General features: G+C 29.5%; 16 protein-coding genes. 4 read left to right on the plus strand and 12 right to left on the minus strand.

The genetic code is table 11. The features are described from left to right. Window positions 1-12 precede the first annotated feature (12 nt). A complete protein-coding gene (locus I2A66_RS09885) occupies window positions 13-552 on the plus strand; it encodes a hypothetical protein (protein WP_122639237.1) in 540 nt (179 codons plus the stop codon). 202 nt (window positions 553-754) lie between these two features. Next, window positions 755-1747, plus strand: a complete 993-nt coding sequence (locus I2A66_RS09890; RefSeq protein WP_195251549.1) for a SpoIVB peptidase S55 domain-containing protein — start codon at window positions 755-757, stop codon at window positions 1745-1747. A gap of 69 nt (window positions 1748-1816) precedes the next feature. Here I2A66_RS09890 and yunB read toward each other — a convergent pair whose 3' ends face one another. Next, complete coding sequence (gene yunB / locus I2A66_RS09895) at window positions 1817-2497, minus strand: sporulation protein YunB (protein WP_147516407.1); 681 nt, start codon at window positions 2495-2497, stop codon at window positions 1817-1819. Window positions 2498-2741: 244 nt separating this feature from the next. On the opposite strand from yunB, the gene I2A66_RS09900 reads away from it, so the two are divergent. Continuing rightward, complete coding sequence (locus I2A66_RS09900) at window positions 2742-5438, plus strand: transglycosylase domain-containing protein (RefSeq protein WP_147516406.1); 2697 nt, start codon at window positions 2742-2744, stop codon at window positions 5436-5438. A gap of 87 nt (window positions 5439-5525) precedes the next feature. Here I2A66_RS09900 and spoVAE read toward each other — a convergent pair whose 3' ends face one another. The 11 genes from spoVAE to I2A66_RS09955 form a co-directional block, all read right to left on the minus strand. Then, complete coding sequence (gene spoVAE / locus I2A66_RS09905) at window positions 5526-5888, minus strand: stage V sporulation protein AE (RefSeq protein WP_122639241.1); 363 nt, start codon at window positions 5886-5888, stop codon at window positions 5526-5528. A 12-nt stretch (window positions 5889-5900) separates the two neighbouring features. Continuing rightward, complete coding sequence (gene spoVAD / locus I2A66_RS09910; protein ID WP_122639242.1) at window positions 5901-6914, minus strand: stage V sporulation protein AD; 1014 nt, start codon at window positions 6912-6914, stop codon at window positions 5901-5903. A gap of 26 nt (window positions 6915-6940) precedes the next feature. Next, window positions 6941-7387: a stage V sporulation protein AC gene (gene spoVAC, locus I2A66_RS09915; RefSeq protein WP_122639243.1), complete on the minus strand. Its 447-nt coding sequence runs from the start codon at window positions 7385-7387 to the stop codon at window positions 6941-6943. 13 nt (window positions 7388-7400) lie between these two features. Next, complete coding sequence (locus tag I2A66_RS09920; RefSeq protein WP_147516404.1) at window positions 7401-7808, minus strand: stage V sporulation protein AB; 408 nt, start codon at window positions 7806-7808, stop codon at window positions 7401-7403. Between the two features lies 1 nt (window position 7809). After that, complete coding sequence (locus I2A66_RS09925) at window positions 7810-8400, minus strand: stage V sporulation protein AA (protein ID WP_122639245.1); 591 nt, start codon at window positions 8398-8400, stop codon at window positions 7810-7812. A gap of 139 nt (window positions 8401-8539) precedes the next feature. After that, a complete protein-coding gene (locus I2A66_RS09930) occupies window positions 8540-9307 on the minus strand; it encodes a SigF/SigG family RNA polymerase sporulation sigma factor (RefSeq protein ID WP_122639246.1) in 768 nt (255 codons plus the stop codon). Window positions 9308-9333: 26 nt separating this feature from the next. Beyond that, window positions 9334-9762, minus strand: coding sequence for an anti-sigma F factor (gene spoIIAB / locus I2A66_RS09935; RefSeq protein ID WP_122639247.1), 429 nt, complete (start codon window positions 9760-9762; stop codon window positions 9334-9336). A gap of 13 nt (window positions 9763-9775) precedes the next feature. Beyond that, window positions 9776-10111, minus strand: a complete 336-nt coding sequence (spoIIAA, locus tag I2A66_RS09940; protein WP_122639248.1) for an anti-sigma F factor antagonist — start codon at window positions 10109-10111, stop codon at window positions 9776-9778. A 102-nt stretch (window positions 10112-10213) separates the two neighbouring features. Further along, the gene (locus I2A66_RS09945) at window positions 10214-12205 is read right to left on the minus strand and encodes a molybdopterin-dependent oxidoreductase (protein WP_195251551.1); all 1992 of its coding nucleotides are present in this window, start codon (window positions 12203-12205) and stop codon (window positions 10214-10216) included. Window positions 12206-12352: 147 nt separating this feature from the next. Continuing rightward, a complete protein-coding gene (locus I2A66_RS09950; RefSeq protein ID WP_122639250.1) occupies window positions 12353-13981 on the minus strand; it encodes a DEAD/DEAH box helicase in 1629 nt (542 codons plus the stop codon). A 160-nt stretch (window positions 13982-14141) separates the two neighbouring features. Further along, complete coding sequence (locus I2A66_RS09955) at window positions 14142-15107, minus strand: calcium/sodium antiporter (RefSeq protein ID WP_122639251.1); 966 nt, start codon at window positions 15105-15107, stop codon at window positions 14142-14144. Window positions 15108-15481: 374 nt separating this feature from the next. Between I2A66_RS09955 and pflB the strand changes: the two genes are divergently transcribed. Further along, on the plus strand, window positions 15482-17713 hold the full coding sequence (gene pflB, locus I2A66_RS09960) for a formate C-acetyltransferase (protein WP_195251594.1): 2232 nt from the start codon (window positions 15482-15484) through the stop codon (window positions 17711-17713). Window positions 17714-18043: the final 330 nt, after the last annotated feature.

The raw sequence follows: 18043 nt of genomic DNA on the forward strand, positions 1-18043 counted from the left end.
GAGATTAAAAGTATGCCTAAAAATGTATCTTCGTCTAATAATAGATGCTATAAAAAAAAAATAATCAAAAGAAGTAACTCTAATAATACATCTACAAGTCAAACTAGTAGTACTTGTAATAATCAAACAAACGAAAATAATTCTAACTCTAATGATGGTAATAATGGTAGTTCTAACTCTAATTCAAATAGTTCTAGTAATACTAGTAATAATTCTAATGGCTTTAATAATAATAACGGTAATAGTAATAATGATGATAGCAGTGATTCAAAGCTTTGTTGTTTTGGATATTTAGATTACATAGTTCTAGCCTCTACTCTAGCAGTTGCTTTAGCTGAGGAATTAAATGTTAATGATTTGAATATATTATCTACTTTTTTAGCAGTGTTATCAGATGAGCTTGCCTTAGTCTCCTCAGTTAAAAGTTGTAATCCTGATAGTTCAGACGAGGTATTTGTTCCTCCTATTCCAGACGTAGCTATTACACGAGCTTCAAAAAAAAATAAAACTCGAATAAAGAAAGTTACTAGAAGAAAAATAAAAAAGAAATAAATACACTTTCAAAAAATTTAAAGTGTTTTATTTCTTTTTTTATTACACTAATTGAAAATGCTTTATTTATAAATATCCTTTGTTTTTTTTTGAAAAGTACGGTTTTATTGAATCTCTTTTCCAAGGATTAAAACTTAATTAATGTGCACTATAATATTAAAGCACCATTAATCATCAAAGTTGCTCAGAAAGAAGGTGTTTTATGATTAATAAAAATTTCAATATAAAAAATTTAAAGATTAAGTCAAAAATTATAATTTTTTCATGTTTATTATTTTGCTTATATTCTTTGCCAAATAGTTTTATTTATGCACAAAATGCCGATAAATTAGATACAGAGTATTTAGTTCCAATGGGCAACGTGTTACAAATTGATGCAGAATTAAAAACTATTATAGTAAGAAATGAAGTTGAAAATTGTCCATTACAAATTGGTGATGCAATCTTAAAATTACAAGATAAACCTATAAGTAATTATGGTGAATTTTCATCTATACTTTATTCTCTACCAAAAGATAGTGATGTTTCTATTTTAGTAAATAGAGGAGGAAACACTCTAAGTATTAAATGTAATAAAGAAATTTTAGAAAAAATTAACTTCAACAATTTAATTTCCGGATTTGCTACTTTAACCTATATTGATTGTAATAATAAAGAATTTGCAGCTGTTGGTCATCCTATAAATGTAGGTAACTCAAAAAGGATAGCTATAAAAGATGGCTCAATATCTACTACAACTGATATTACAATTCAAAAGTCTTGTAAAGGTAGCGTTGGTTGTATAAATGCAAGACGTGACTTTACCGTTGGACATTTTACAAAAAATGATAACTACGGAATAAAAGGGAGTATAGATAATTTAGATACTTCAAAATTAAAAAAATATAAAGTAGCCTCTCTAGATGAAGTTAAGTTAGGAAAAGCTCAAATAATTTTACAAAATCAATTTAATGTTTGTCAAAAATATAATATAGAAATAATTGGAATCGAAAACCAAAGAACTCCTAGCCCTAAAACATTTAAAATACGTATTGTTGATAAAGATTTACTAGGATTAACAGGAGGTATTGTTCAAGGAATGAGTGGTACTCCTATAGTACAAGGAAATAAAATAATCGGTGCTGTATCTCACGCAGTTGAAAATGATCCATCTATAGGTTATGGTGTTTTTATTGGATGGATGATGAATAATTAAATACGCATTATATATATCTTCTATTTATAAGGGATGTAAAAATTAAAATTTAAACATCCCTTATATTTTTTAATTATTTTTATTGTTTGTTGTATTATTTAAATTTGGTACCACGCTTTGCACTCCTGTTTCAGGTATATTTACATAACTTTGTGGAACATCCCCTACTATTATAGTTTCACATACAGGTATTTGTACATTAACTTCTTGAGTTGAAGTTGTCAGTGGAATTACAACTTTTACCTTCGTATTTGCTTCTATATAAATAGTATGTCTAGTTTGATTTATTCCAGATGATTCAAATTTGGTTTTAAAATCTACAGATACTGTTCCTATTGGCTCAATTGATACTTTTATTTGTGGACCATATTTTGCTAGTATAGGGCTTCCTAAAGCTGTTCCAATAGGAATATATGAACTTGTAGATTTAATCTTTTTTAATTCATCTTGTATTTCTAGTGCTATATCTGATGCCAACGAATTCATTAATACAGTATTAGCTTGTAGCATGGTTATTTTCCCTTCAGAATCCATTTGAACGTTTACTAAATCAGTATAATTTATTTGTCCTTTTACAACTTCTGATACTGATTTATTTATAGACTTATTTGCAATCTCAAGTGCTTTTGTTTCAGCAAGTACTGTAATTGTTGGTCGTAATGTTCTATCTATGTATAAAAAACTTCCTATAAAAAAAGAAAGTATAAATAGTAATAAAAATATTATTCCTGTCTTTTTATATTTATTCAATTAATCACCCCCATAATAGTTTATGCCTTTTTAATCAATATTTGACCTTAACATAAAAATTATAATATTAGTAAAAAATAATAATATAATTTATATGTAGGTAGAAAGTTAAGTAATTAACTTATATACTGTAAGTAGACATATAAAAAGTAATATAAGTTACACTATATTCATTTTTATGTATATTTTACAAAAACATCGCTATATATGTTATAATATTGCATTAAGTAAGGAGGTTTAACTTATGAGCAATGGCAATAATGAAGATCAAAATAAAATAAGAAGAAAAAAGGTTAGTTCCTCTAATAACCCTACTAAGACTACTACTAACTCTACTCAAAATGATAGTAGTAGCAGATCAAAGTCTAGAAAATCAAATAATAAAAAAGATAAATTTAGATTTTTTAGGTTAACAGGTGTATTTATTTTAGCCTTGTTAGTAGTTGGTGCAGCGGCAGGAACTGGATTAGTATTCTCTTCTCTGAGAAATGTAGAGCCAGTTACAAAAGCTCTTTTAGATGAGAAAACTTATCAAACAACAAAAATTTATTATGCTGATGGATCACTTTTATCAAATGCTCCAAGCACAAATAAAAAAGAACCAGTATCACTAGATGATATGTCTGATCACTTAAAAAATGCTATAGTTGCTATAGAAGATGAACGTTTCTATGAGCATAGCGGTGTAGACATAAAGGGGCTTTTCAGATCTGCTGTTAAAACTTTATTAGGAAAAACACAAGGTGGTAGTACAATACCAATGCAGGTTTCAAAAATGCTACTAACATCTTCAGAACAAACTTTACCTCGTAAGGTAAAAGATATTTATTATGCATATGAAATGAGTAAAACTTTATCTAAAGACGAAATATTAGAAGCTTATTTAAATAACTTCTTCGTTGGAAGAGGGCTTATTGGAGCACAAGCAGGTGCTCATGGTTACTTTAGTAAAGATGCCAGTGAATTAAGTTTAGCAGAATCAGCTTTACTTGCAGGTTCTACTAAAAATCCATCTGCGTACTCTGCTTATATTCCAGACAAGCTAAATGGAAGTGAAACTAAAGAAGATTTAGAAAATAGATTATTATTCTATACAAATACTACAGATGATAATTGGGATGATCCAACTGATGTTGACTTTAACATTATAGATAAGCTTTATTATGACTGGAAACTTATTGATACAGATACACATACTCAGTTAAAGAAAGGTACGTTAATAGTTAGAAAAGCTGTTAATAATTCTAAGGCTAAACAAAGACAAGAAGTTGTTTTAGCTAAAATGTTAGAGTTAGGATACATAACACAAGAAGAACATGATAAGGCTGTAGCAGAAGAAATAAAAATTTGTTTACCTAAAACAGAGGATACTGTAGTTACATCAGTACAAGACCTTATAGAGTCTGAGGTTATTAGCGCTTTAATGAATCAAGGACATACTTGGGATGAAGCTGATAACTTATTCCGTAATGGTGGTTTAAACATATACACTACTATAGATTCTAGTATGCAAGATATATTAGAAGGCGAATATGAAAATACTAATAACTTCCCTGGAACAAAATATATAAATGGTATACCTCAACCTCAATCTGCAATGGTTATATTAGACTATAAAACTGGACAAATTAAAGCTTTAGTTGGTGGTAGAAACATAAAAGGAAGAAAAACTCTTAATAGAGCTACAACCGCTCAGCAACCTGGTTCTACTATAAAACCACTATCAGTTTATACTCCAGCTATAGATACTTTAGAAATTACCCAAGCAGACTCACTAAGTGATGCTAGAGGTGGATATAAATTTAGCCAAAATAACAAATGGAATCCAGCTACTACAACTGCAGGAAGCGGATATATGACACTTCGTAAAGCTCTTGCTTATTCTTCAAATACAATCGCTATTAAAACAGCTGAAATGCTAGGCGATAGTTACGAAGAATGTGTAGATATAATGCTTGATTATTTAAAGAACTTTGGAATTACAACTTTAAAAGATAGTAAAACTGGTGATATAAATGAAGGAGATAGACGTTTCCCTGCCTTAACATTAGGTGGTATGACATACGGTGTATCTCCACTAGAGATGGCTTCTGCATATGGTACACTTGCTAATAGCGGTGTATATATAGAGCCAACTATATTTACAACTATAACAACTTACGATGGACAATTATTAGTAAAAGCTACTCCAGATGAACACAAAGTTGTATCTGAGGATGTGGCTTACGTTATAACTGATATGCTAAAATCTGTTATAACTGAAGGTATCGGTGGTTCAGCTGCTATCGGTGGAGGTATCGAGGTTGCTGGTAAAACAGGTACTACTAACGGTAAGTTAGATGCTTGGTTTGTCGGATATACTCCATATTACGTTGCATCAACTTATATAGGTGATGATGCTGGTACAAAAGACCCTAATACTGGTGAAACAATAGCACGTAGAGGTGTTGATGGAAGTAGTGGTACAGCTGCTAGATTATGGTCTGCAGTTATGAAGAAAGTTCATTCTGGGCTTACAAAAGCAAGCTTTACAGTACCTTCTAACATCTATTTCTCAAATATAAACTTAATAGATGGAGGAACATCTTCAGGTGGTGCAAGAGCTGCATTTATAAATGGAACTTCTCCTAGAAGAGTAAGCTCTTACCAAACTCAGACAAATACACAAGATGAATATGTAGAAGAAGAACCAGATAATACTGATGACACAACTTCTGATCCTCCAGATAATGAAGGTGGAACAACTACACCTCCATCTGATACTAATACAGATACTGGTGCAAACAACGGTACTGGTACTGGTAATGGTACTACTGATAATGGAACAAATAATGGTGCTGGTAATGGTACTACTGGCGGTACTGACGCTGGTACAAACAACGGCACTGGTAATGGTGCTACTGATAACGGTGGAACAGAACCTATACCTCCAGCTCAATAGAAAACTTATAAATATTAGATATAATGATAAAAGCGATAGACTAAATTTAGTTTATCGCTTTTTGATTATTTAAATATAATTTAAATTTTATGGCTTAGCCTTTGGATTAAAAATTACAGCCATACTATAACCAAAGAAGATAGCAGCAGCTATACCACCTGCAGTAGCTATTGTTCCACCTGTAAAGACTCCTAAAAGTCCATTTTCTCCTATGCCTTTTATAACACCTTTTGCCAATGAATAACCAAATCCTATTAAAGGAACTGTAGCTCCAGCACCTCCAAAATCAACTATAGGTTCATATATACCTAAGAATGTTAATATAACTCCACTAGTTACATAAGTTACCATTACATAAGGTGTCTGCATTTTAAAATAGTCCATCATTATCTGAGCTATTAAACAAATTGTTCCTCCAACAAGGAATACCTTAATATAATCCATTATCAAGAAAATCACCTCCTATTCATTAACTATTACAACTGCATTTGCTATACAAGGTATAGTTTGCTTTTGCAATGTACTATTTGGTGATAACATAGCTCCAGTTGATACTAGCATTACTTTATTGAATTCTTTCTTTTTTAACTTATCATAGATATATCCAGAAAATACTGCTGCTGAACATCCACATCCACTTCCTCCACAGTGAACATCTTGTTCTTTTAAATTAAATATTTCTAATCCACAATCTGTATATACTTTTGATATATCTAGGTTTTTATCTTTTAGTAAGTCTAAAGTTATAGTCTTACCTACTGTTCCTAAATCACCTGTTGCAATTAAATCAAAACTATTTGGATCATCATTTGTATCATTAAAATATGCTAATATTGTATCTACAGCTGCTGGAGCCATAGCTGCGCCCATATTATTTCCATCTTTTATTCCCTTATCTATAATTTTACCTATTGTTACATATTTAATCTTAGGAGCATCACCATGATCAGATAATAGTACACATCCAGCTCCAGTAACTGTCCATTGAGCAGTCATAGGTTTTTGAGTTCCTAACTCTAATGGATATCTAAATTGTCTTTCAGCTGTACAGTAATGACTACAAGTTCCTGCTAATATATTTTGAGCAAAACCTCCATCTATTAACATAGCTCCAAGACACATACTTTGAGCCATAGTAGAACATGCTCCATAAACTCCAATAAAAGGTACGTCTAAATCTCTTGCTGCAAAAGAAAATGGCCATATCTGATTAATTAAATCTCCACCTATAAGATAATTTATTTCCTTCATACCTTTATCTGATTTTTTTACAGCTAATTCTATAGTGTCTTTCATCATCTTGCATTCTGCTAATTCCCAAGTTTTTTCACCATCTAAATCATCATCTAAAATTTTATCAAAATAATCTCTAAGTGGACCTTTAGCTTCTTTAGGTCCAACTATTGATGCGGTACTAATTATAGCTGGTTTATGTTGCAATTCTACTGTTCTCTTTCCAATTCTTTTATTCTTCATTGTCTCACTCCTTACCACTGAATAAATTAAATAAACATTTTAACTAAATAATAAACAAATCCAAATAATATAGAAGAACCTATTCCATAAACTAATACAGGGCCTGCAATTTTAAACATATTTGCTCCAACACCTAATACATATCCCTCTCTCTTAAATTCCATAGCTGGAGATACTATAGAGTTTGCAAATCCAGTTATAGGTATAATTGACCCGGCTCCTGCCCTCTTTCCAAGTAAATCATAAACACCTAGACCAGTAAGAAAAGATCCTAGAAAGACTAATGTTATCGATGTTGCTGAAGATGCAGCTAGTTTGTCCAAATTTACAACATTACTAAAAAAATCATTAATTCCTTGTCCTACCATACAAATTAATCCACCTATTATAAATGCAAGAATATAATTTTTTATATACGTAGGTTTAGGACTTATCTCATCGACATATTTATTATAATCATCTTTTTTTCCCATAATTACTACCTCCTTATATTATTGCCCATCCTAAAAGAGATCCTATTACTTTGCCTATCATCAAGGATATTACTACATATTTTAAATAATTCTTTGGTAGTTTTAAGCGTCTTGATATAACGGGAATATAATATATTACCTCAGTTAATCCAGAACTTAAAAAACCTAAAAATACACCATAAGATAATCCTGAAATTATAGTTATTACCCTACCTTGATGTATTCCTAAATTATGAAGTGATAGTATGCTACCTATGAATGTACCTATTACTAATAAATTTTCATATACGCTTATAAACTGTTTTGTATTTGTAACATGAGACATTCTAGGTACAATACCTATTAAAATAAGTATTGATATTACTCCAGCTCCAACGATTATTCCCGATGATATTCCATAAACCACTAAAAAAAATTTCACATTATTCTTCCTTACCTCTTAATTGATTTTCTATTTCCTTGTTCAAAGAAACCATCTTCAACTCCATAGGACTAGGCTCGTATTTTGAATAATTGGGAATAAATTTATTAAAAAACATAGCCACACCTATACCAATTCCTATTGAGTATGGAATTTGAAAGTATGGCAAATATTTTTTAGCATCTTTAGTTAATACTTCTACCATTTTATATTGAGATGAATACATATTTACATCTGCATGAAAATTCATAATTCCCATAATAGACCCCATAAATACTATTATTGATACTATTACTACTCTTATGTATTTAGTTCTATCTTTTTTAAATTTGTCAAAAAAGATAACTATATCATCACATTTCAAAAAGTTTATACTTACCATTGGTAGATTTTCATTTATCCTTTCTATAATTTCACCTAAATGTATAACATCATATTTTAAGTCATTATCTTTATACTCTCTTATACATATCTCATTTATTGTTGCATCTTTATTTTTAGGATAAACTTCATAAATATCTTTAATATATATATTCTTTGTATTTGAATGAAAAGGTTTTAACTTTTTAGGTATTAAGTAAATATAATCCATAGTTTGCACCCTCCCTTTATTTCTATTATTTGTTATATAAAAAAAAATAAACCTTATTTTTATATAGCTAATTATTAGTATTGCACTAATCATAAATAACTATTAAAAGGTTTATTTTTGTATTTAATATTAATTTTTATTAACTAATATAAGATTTTAATTTCGACAGTACTTTTTTCTCTATTCTAGAAACTTGAACTTGAGATATATTTAATATATCTCCTATTTCACTTTGTGTTTTATCTTCAAAATATCTAAGAACAATAATTTGTCTCTCTCTTTTTTCTAGCTTATTAAGAACTTGCTTAAGAAGTAAATTATCAATTAACTTCTCTTCTTCATTCTCACCCTTTAAGCTTATTTTATCAATTAAACATATTGGAGATCCTTCTTCTTCATGAATTACTCCATGTAAATATTCAACTGAAAAGTTTGCTTCCATAGCCATTACTAAATCTTCTTTTTCAACATCTAGTTCCTTAGCTATTTCATCTACAGTAGGCTCTCTTCCTAATTTTTTAGTTAAAATTTCTTTTTGTGATTTTGCTTTTATAGCTGTTTGCTTTAATGATCTAGAAACTTTAACCATCCCGTCATCTCTTAGATATCTTTTTATCTCTCCTAATATCATTGGAACAGCATATGTAGAAAATTTCACATTAAATTTAGGATCAAATTTATATATAGATTTAATAAGGCCTATTGAGCCTAATTGGAATAAATCATCTCTATCATATCCTATATTAGAAAACTTAGATATTACACTTCTAACTAATCCTAAATTATTTTTTATTAAAATTTCTTTGGCTTCTTCATCATTTTCATTTTGAACCTTTTTTATTAAATCTAACGTCTCTTCATGGCTGAGTAATTTCTTTTTTTCTTCTTTATTTGCAGTTATCCCCATAATAAAACCTCTATTCTTTTTGGATTTTATTTAGGTAAGTTTATATTTTTTAGCATAATAACTTTTGTACCTTCATTTTTTATAGAACTTACCTTTACATCATCCATAAAGCTTTCCATAACAGAAAATCCCATTCCTGATCTCTCAAGCTCTGGCTTTGACGTATATAACGGTTGCATAGCCAAATCTACATCTTCTATTCCATTCCCTTTATCTTCAACTATAATCTCTATCTTATTGCCTTCTAATTTACATTTTAAATATACAAACTTGGACTCATCTTCATCATAACCATGTATGATAGCATTTGTTACAGCTTCTGATACAGCTGTCTTTATGTCCGCTATTTCGTCTAAAGTAGGATCTAACTTTGCTGCAAAAGATGCTGCTATAACTCTAGCTAAACTTTCATTTTCAGATTTAGCAGAAAACTTAACTTCCATAATATTACTCATAAACATTTCCCCCTTACAAAGAACTTAATGCTTCTTCATATGTACTGCAAACTTTTATAATTTTGTTCATTCCTGATAAATCAAAAACCTTTTTTACTCTAGGACTTATGTTTATAACTGATACAGTACCTTTTTCACTTGATATTTTTTTATATCTACCTATTATCACACCTATTCCTGAAGAATCCATGAAGTTAATATTTTCAAAATCAAAAACTATATTTTTAACTGATCTTGTCATTAAAATATCATCAATTTCTTCTCTTATAGCACCTGCTATATGATGATCTAATTCTGTCATCTCAAATTTAACTAGCAAGTTTTTATTATTCAAAGAATATTTTACCATTATTTGTCCCCCCTAATTAAAATTCATCTTAAAGTAAATAATCAAAACTCCAATGATAATCAATTCTATTAGATTAATTTTTTATCCTTCAATGAATTTTAACTAGTTTTGTTTTATTATGTCTACTAAAGTTTCATTATATGTTACTTGTCCTCCTAAATCTGATACACCGATATTTGTAACAAAATTAGGGTTGCCATGTTTTTTCCACCAACCTACATACATTAAAATAGTATTATCACCTATATTGTCATTAATTTTTATTTGTACATTAATTTTACCATTCCTGGATTGAAGGCAAACAATCTCATCATCGGCTATATTCCTAATTATTGCCATATTTTTATTAATATATGCCTTAGAAATTCCTTTTTTATCCATATAATGTTGACTAAATAAAGTATCTTTATGGTGAGTTGTTATTAATCGTAATTTCTTACCCTCTAAATTTTCTGGCGGAATATATGTTGGAATAGGTGTTAACCCCAAATCTTGTATCTTTTCTGAATATAATTCATATTTTCCTGATATAGTATCAAACTTCTTATCTTTCCATGGAATATCCTTATATACAGTTATATAATCATTTTTTATTCTATCAAGATTTATTTCTTTATCCACAGATTTTAGAGGTTCTATAACTTTATTTAAATACTCCTTTTTAGATACTTGTGGATACTCTTTTATATTCATATATTTAGCTAATTCTCTAAAGAAATAATACTCATCCATAAGTTTATTACTTGGTTCTATCACCTTTTCATTGTAAGTTATATAAGGATTACACATAGAGCTAAACAGTAAATCTTCACTTTCAAGAGTACTTGAACAAGGAATAAATAAATCGCATTTTTGAGCTGTATCAGTCATAAATATATCAAAACAAACCTTGAAATCAATAGACTCAAATGACTTTTCTAATTTATTTAGATTAGGCAACTGATTTAGCAAATTACTTTTTACAATTACAGCCATCTTTATGAAAGCGTTATTCACATTATCCACCATATCTCTATATGAATTGTCAATAAATTCACTCAAATTGTGCACATATACCTCTCTATTTTGTGCATAACTGTTACTATCGTATGGATCAGTTTTTAATACACTTGGATATAATTTGTTAGCATAATTAATACCTCCACCTATATGTCCAATTTGTCCTGTAATGGCTCCCAATGCATCAATTGCTCTAATTGTATTTCCTCCATTTTTATATTTTTGAAGTCCATATCCTAACCAAATAGAGCTATATTTTTCACTATAGATTTTAGCTAACTCATTTATAATATCTAAATCTACCCCGCATTCTGTGGATAAGTAATTTAATTCTAGTGTATTTAAATATGATTTATACTCTTCATAACCTAATACACATGAATCTATATAATCTTTATCCACAAGATTATCTTCTATGATAATTTTAGCAATAGCCATAGCTAATGCTCCATCAGTTCCTGGATTTAATTGAATATGATAATCAGCTATATTGGCTGTATGCGTTTTAATTGGATCTATAACAATTACCCTACTCCCATTTGATTTAGCTTGTTGTAATATTTGCATAGTATGAATAGTTGTATACGCAGGATTTTTTCCCCATATAAATATATTCTTGCTATTTTTCATATCTTCAAGACTATGGCTTTTAACATTTCCAAAATCATACTCTTGAGCTTTAATACCTGCACTCCAACAGGGTCCTCCCTTTTGCTTAGTAACTCCACCATAAAAATTAAAAAATATATCACCAATTGATTTTAATAGTGATCCATTTCCATACTGCTCATAATATAAAACTGATTTTGATCCATAATTATCCTTATAAAAATTTAACTTGTCAGACATTATTTTTATAGCTTCTTCAAAGCTAATTTCCTTCCAGTTTCCATCCACTTTTAATAGCGGATTATAAATTCTATTTGGATGATTTAATCTATCTAAATGAGCTCTCCCTTTATTACAAATAAACCCTTTAGTAAAAGGATGATTTTTATCACCTTCTATTTTAACAACTTTTCCTTCATCCACATAAACATTCATTCTACAAGCATCAAAACAATCTAATGTACAACCTGTACTAAAAACCTTCATGCAAAACCTCCTGTCATATCATTTTAGTTTTAAGTATACATTATTTTTATTTTATATTCTTTCTTAAATACAAATTTTCAGTGTTATTAATAAAAAAGGCGTAAATATAATTTATATTTACACCTCTTAAATACTAACTCTAAAAAATTACTTCTTTCTTCTAGAGTTTGCTTTTTCTATATTAACTTTATTTCCTTTTATTTTTATATCTTTAACGCTTTCTAATACCTTTTTAACATTTTGCTTTGGTACTTCAACGAAAGTATATTTATCATATATATCTATAGTTCCTATTAATTTACCAGATATTCCAGCTTCACCAGCTATAGCACCTAATATATCTTTAGCTTGAACTCTTTGGCTTCTACCAACATTTATAAATAGTCTAACCATACCTTCTTTAGCACCAGTGTCTCCACCTTTACGGTCTCTTCTATCTCTATTTCTATCTCTTGATGGTTCTTCTATTATTTCTTGTTTTTCTTCATCACCTAAAGCTAATTTAACTAAAGCTGCTGCTACATCTATTATTTCAACTTCAGACTCATTACAGAATCCTTCTAACCATTGTAATTGCTTAGTTAAGTTACCTTCATCCATTACACCTTTAACTTTATGGAAGAATGCACTTACTTTCTTTTCTTCAACATCTGCTACAGATGGTATACTATGCTTAACTAATTTAGCTTTAGTATATCTTTCTATATCTCTCATTTTTCTCATTTCTTTTCCAAATACGAAACTGAAAGATACTCCTGTTCTACCAGCACGACCAGTTCTACCTATTCTGTGTACATAGTATTCTTCATCTTGTGGTAAATCATAGTTAAATACCGCTTCAACATCATCTACATCTATACCTCTAGCTGCAACGTCTGTAGCAACTAATATATCTATAGTTCCTTGTCTAAACTTATCCATTACTATATCTCTTTGAGTTTGCTTTAAGTCCCCATGTAGAGCATCTGCAAAGTATCCTCTAGCTTGTAACTCACTTACTAATTCATCAGCACCTCTTTTTGTATTAGTAAATACAACTGATAATTTAGGGTTATATACATCTATTAATCTACATAAAACTTCTAATTTATTAGAGTTTCTAGTTTCTATATAGTATTGAGATATATTTGGTACAGTTATTTCTTTTCTTACTATTCTTATATGTTCTGGGTCATTTTGATATTTTCTAGTTAAATCTAATATTCCCTTTGGCATAGTAGCTGAGAAGAAAGTAGTTTGTCTATTTTCAGGAGTTTTATTTAATATCATTTCTATATCTTCTCTGAATCCCATATCTAACATTTCATCAGCTTCATCTAATATAAGCATTTTAACATTGTCCATTTTTAATGTTTTTCTGTTTATATGATCTATTACACGTCCTGGAGTTCCTATTACTATTTGTACTCCACCTTTTAATGATTTTATTTGTCTATCTATTGGTTGTCCACCATAAACTGGTAATGATTTTATTCCGTGCATGTACTTAGATAATTTTTTTATTTCTTTCGATACCTGAATTGCAAGTTCTCTTGTTGGACAAAGCACTACTGCTTGTAAGCTTTTATCTTCAGGATCAACAGTTTCTAATACAGGTATACTAAACGCAGCTGTTTTTCCCGTTCCAGTTTGCGCTTGCCCTATAACATCTTTCCCTGATAATATTACAGGTATTGATTGTGATTGTATTGGTGATGGCTCCTCAAACCCCATATCTGCTATTGCTCTTTTTATACTGTCGCTAATTGGTAAATCTTCAAATTTAGTTATATTCATATATTGTTTCCTTTCCGTAATCAATTTATATTAACCTATCCATTATATATTTATTTCAGTTAATATGCAATTAGTATTTTACCTCTTTATATATGTATTATGTACAATTTGAGGAACCTTATAATTTAAATATGTAATATTTTACTTTTATTAATTTAAATTATGCCATGTACATGAAGTATAAAGTAACTATATATGATCCATAAATTAGTAATAACATCAATCCTTGTAACCTATATATTTTGTTATTTTTAATTGTAGGAAGTATAAGCATTAAAACTAAAGCTATCATAAAAGGATAATCTATTGATGAGTTTTGAGATAATATAGGTATATCATTTACCACTGATGATAAAGATATAACTGATGTTATATTAAGTATATTAGCTCCAAGTACATTACCAACAGAAATAGCATGATGTTTCTTTTTTATTGCTGTTAGTGATGATACCAATTCTGGTAAAGATGTTCCAAGAGCTATTATAGTTAAACTTATAATCCCTTCTGGTATGCCTATCATCTTAGCTATATCTGATCCATTATCTACTAATAATCTTGATCCTATTACCATCATAGCTAATCCTAGTAAGAACAATATTATTGTTTTGGCTAATTCTCCTTTTTTAAATCCATTTGCGTTAGCTGATGAACTACTGATATTATCACTTCTTACCGGTCTAGATACAACACTCTTATAGTTGTTATACATAAATATAGCTAAGATTGCTAAAAGTACTATAGAATCTATTCCACTTATACCTCCATCTAGACCAGATATAATTAATGCTAAAATTGAAATTAATAATAATGTAGATTTTGATATAAACATTTTTCTTTCAACTTTAAATGGACTTATAAGCGCAACTAGTCCTAATATTAAACCTGTGTTACATATTATAGATCCAACTGCATTTCCTAGACTCATAGTAGTTTGATTATTTATAGAAGCACATAATGATACTGTAAGCTCTGGAAGTGTTGTCGCAAAACTAACTATAGTAGCTCCTAATACAAGTTCTGATATATGAGTTTTCTTCCCTATTTCTACTGTACAATTTATAAAAATATCTGCACCTTTAGTTATTAATACAAATCCTATTAAAAATAGAACTATTGTTATTAACACAAAATCCCCTCCCCTCATATTTAATAGTTATTCAGTTTTGTCCAATATATGCCAAATTAATATTTATATAGTTAATGTATTTTCAAAAAATTTTTTTATATTTTCTAAATATTATAATATTTTTTGTTTAATACCAAAAAATAGGGGTATCTATATAACATAGAAATTAATAATAAAAAATACAGGTATAGACCTTATACTTTTTAATTAAATATAAATACAAAATTACTTATAAATTTTGTATACAAAATACTAAATATATGGTATTATCTAATTGTTAAAAATAAATCTAGCTAGATAAAATTTATATAATAAAACTTATTTTAAGTTCAAAATTATACCTGATCTTAAACAAGGAGGATTTCACTATGACAATGAATGCATGGGAAGGCTTTAAAACTGGTAGATGGACTAAAGAAATAGATGTTAGAGGGTTCATCCAAGATAACTACACTCCATATGAGGGAGATGATTCTTTCTTAGCTGGAGCTACAGAAAACACTAAAAAATTATGGGAAAAAGCTATGGTTCTTTTCAAACAAGAAAGAGACAATGGCGGAACTCTAGATGTTGATACTAAAACAGTTTCTGGAATAGATGCTTACGCTCCAGGATACTTAGATAAAGAATTAGAAACAGTTGTTGGATTCCAAACTGACGCACCTTTAAAAAGAGCTGTTATGCCTTATGGTGGTATAAGAATGGTTGAAACTTCTTGTAAGGCTTACGGATTCGAATGCGATCCAGAAATAAGCGAAATATTCACTAAATACAGAAAAACTCACAACCAAGGTGTATTCGATGCTTACACTTCTGAAATGAGAGCTGCAAGAAGATCTGGTATAATAACAGGACTTCCAGATGCTTACGGAAGAGGTAGAATCATAGGAGACTACAGAAGAGTTGCACTTTACGGTGTTGATAGATTAATAGAAGATAAAATGGCTCAAAAAGATTCTTTAGAAGTTTCTTGCATGGATGAGCATACTATAAGATTAAGAGAAGAAATATCTGAACAAATAAGAGCTTTAGAAGCTTTAAAGAGAATGGCAAATTCTTACGGATTTGATATATCTGGACCTGCTACTAACTCTAAAGAAGCTGTTCAATGGTTATACTTCGCTTACTTAGCTGCTATAAAAGATCAAAACGGAGCTGCTATGTCTATAGGTAGAACTTCTACTTTCTTAGATATATACTTCGAAAGAGATTTAGCTAACGGAACTATAACTGAAGAAGAAGTTCAAGAATTAATGGACCACTTCGTAATGAAATTAAGAATGGTTAAGTTCTTAAGAACTCCAGATTACAACGATTTATTCTCAGGAGATCCAACTTGGGTAACTGAATCAATCGGTGGTATAGGTGTTGATGGTAGACCATTAGTAACTAAGAACTCATTCAGAGTTTTAAATACTCTTTACACTCTTGGACCATCTCCAGAACCAAACTTAACAGTATTATGGTCAACTAAATTCCCTCAAGGATTTAAAGACTTCTGTTCTAAAGTATCTATAGATACAAGTTCAGTTCAATACGAAAACGATGATTTAATGAGACCATACTGGGGAGATGACTACGGTATAGCTTGTTGTGTATCTGCAATGAGAATAGGTAAGCAAATGCAGTTCTTCGGAGCTAGAGTTAACTTAGCTAAGACATTATTATACGCAATAAACGGTGGAGTTGATGAAAAATCATTAGTTCAAGTTGGACCAAGATTTGAACCAATAACTTCTGAATACTTAGACTATGATGAAGTTATGACTAGATTCGAACCATTCACTGATTGGTTAGCTAACCTTTATGTAAATACATTAAACGTAATCCACTACATGCATGATAAGTACTCTTATGAAGCATTAGAAATGGCTTTACATGATAGAGATGTATTCAGAACTATGGCTTGTGGTATAGCAGGACTTTCAGTTTGTGCTGACTCATTATCAGCTATAAAATATGCTAAAGTTAAAACTATAAGAAACGAGCAAGGAATAGCTGTTGACTTCGAAATAGAAGGAGACTATCCAAAATACGGAAACAACGATGATAGAGCTGATGAAATAGCTGTATACTTAGTTGAATCTATGATGAACAAAATAAGAAAGAACAAAACTTACAGAGATTCTGTTCATACTCAATCTGTTCTTACTATAACTTCAAACGTTGTTTACGGTAAGAAGACTGGTAACACTCCTGACGGAAGAAGAGCTGGTGAACCATTTGCTCCAGGAGCTAACCCAATGCACGGAAGAGATACTAACGGAGCTTTAGCTTCATTAGCATCAGTTGCTAAATTACCATACGAGCATTCTCAAGACGGTATATCTAATACTTTCTCTATAGTACCAGGTGCTTTAGGAAAAGATATGAATGAAAGAATAACTAACCTATCAGCAATGATGGACGGATACTTTGCAGATGGAGCTCATCACTTAAACGTTAACGTATTTGATAGAGCTACTTTAGAAGATGCTATGGAACATCCAGAAGAGTATCCACAATTAACAATAAGAGTTTCAGGATACGCTGTTAACTTCATAAAATTAACTAGAGAACAACAATTAGACGTTATAAACAGAACATTCCACGGAAAAATGGCTTAATTTATAACATCAAATAACTATACTAATTTAAATAAACTATACTAATTTTTAAATAAAAAACTAAAATTTAAATATTACAATCATCCAATAATATTTAAAACTTACGTCTTAAAAGAGTACAGGATTCATCCACCTGTACTCTTTTTATATATATATACTCTATTACTTATATTCCAATTTATAATATTCTGTAAATTCTTATAAAATATAATAAAAATAGTTTTAGGTACCTTTTTATGGGTATTAATGTAATATAATACAATACAATAAATTTAAGATAATTTATAGACTTTGTTTAATAAATATCATATAATTTATTTATAGTTACTT

The sequence above is a fragment of the Romboutsia sp. 1001713B170207_170306_H8 genome (genome assembly GCF_015550495.1).
Taxonomy (GTDB): Bacteria; Bacillota; Clostridia; order Peptostreptococcales; family Peptostreptococcaceae; genus Romboutsia_E.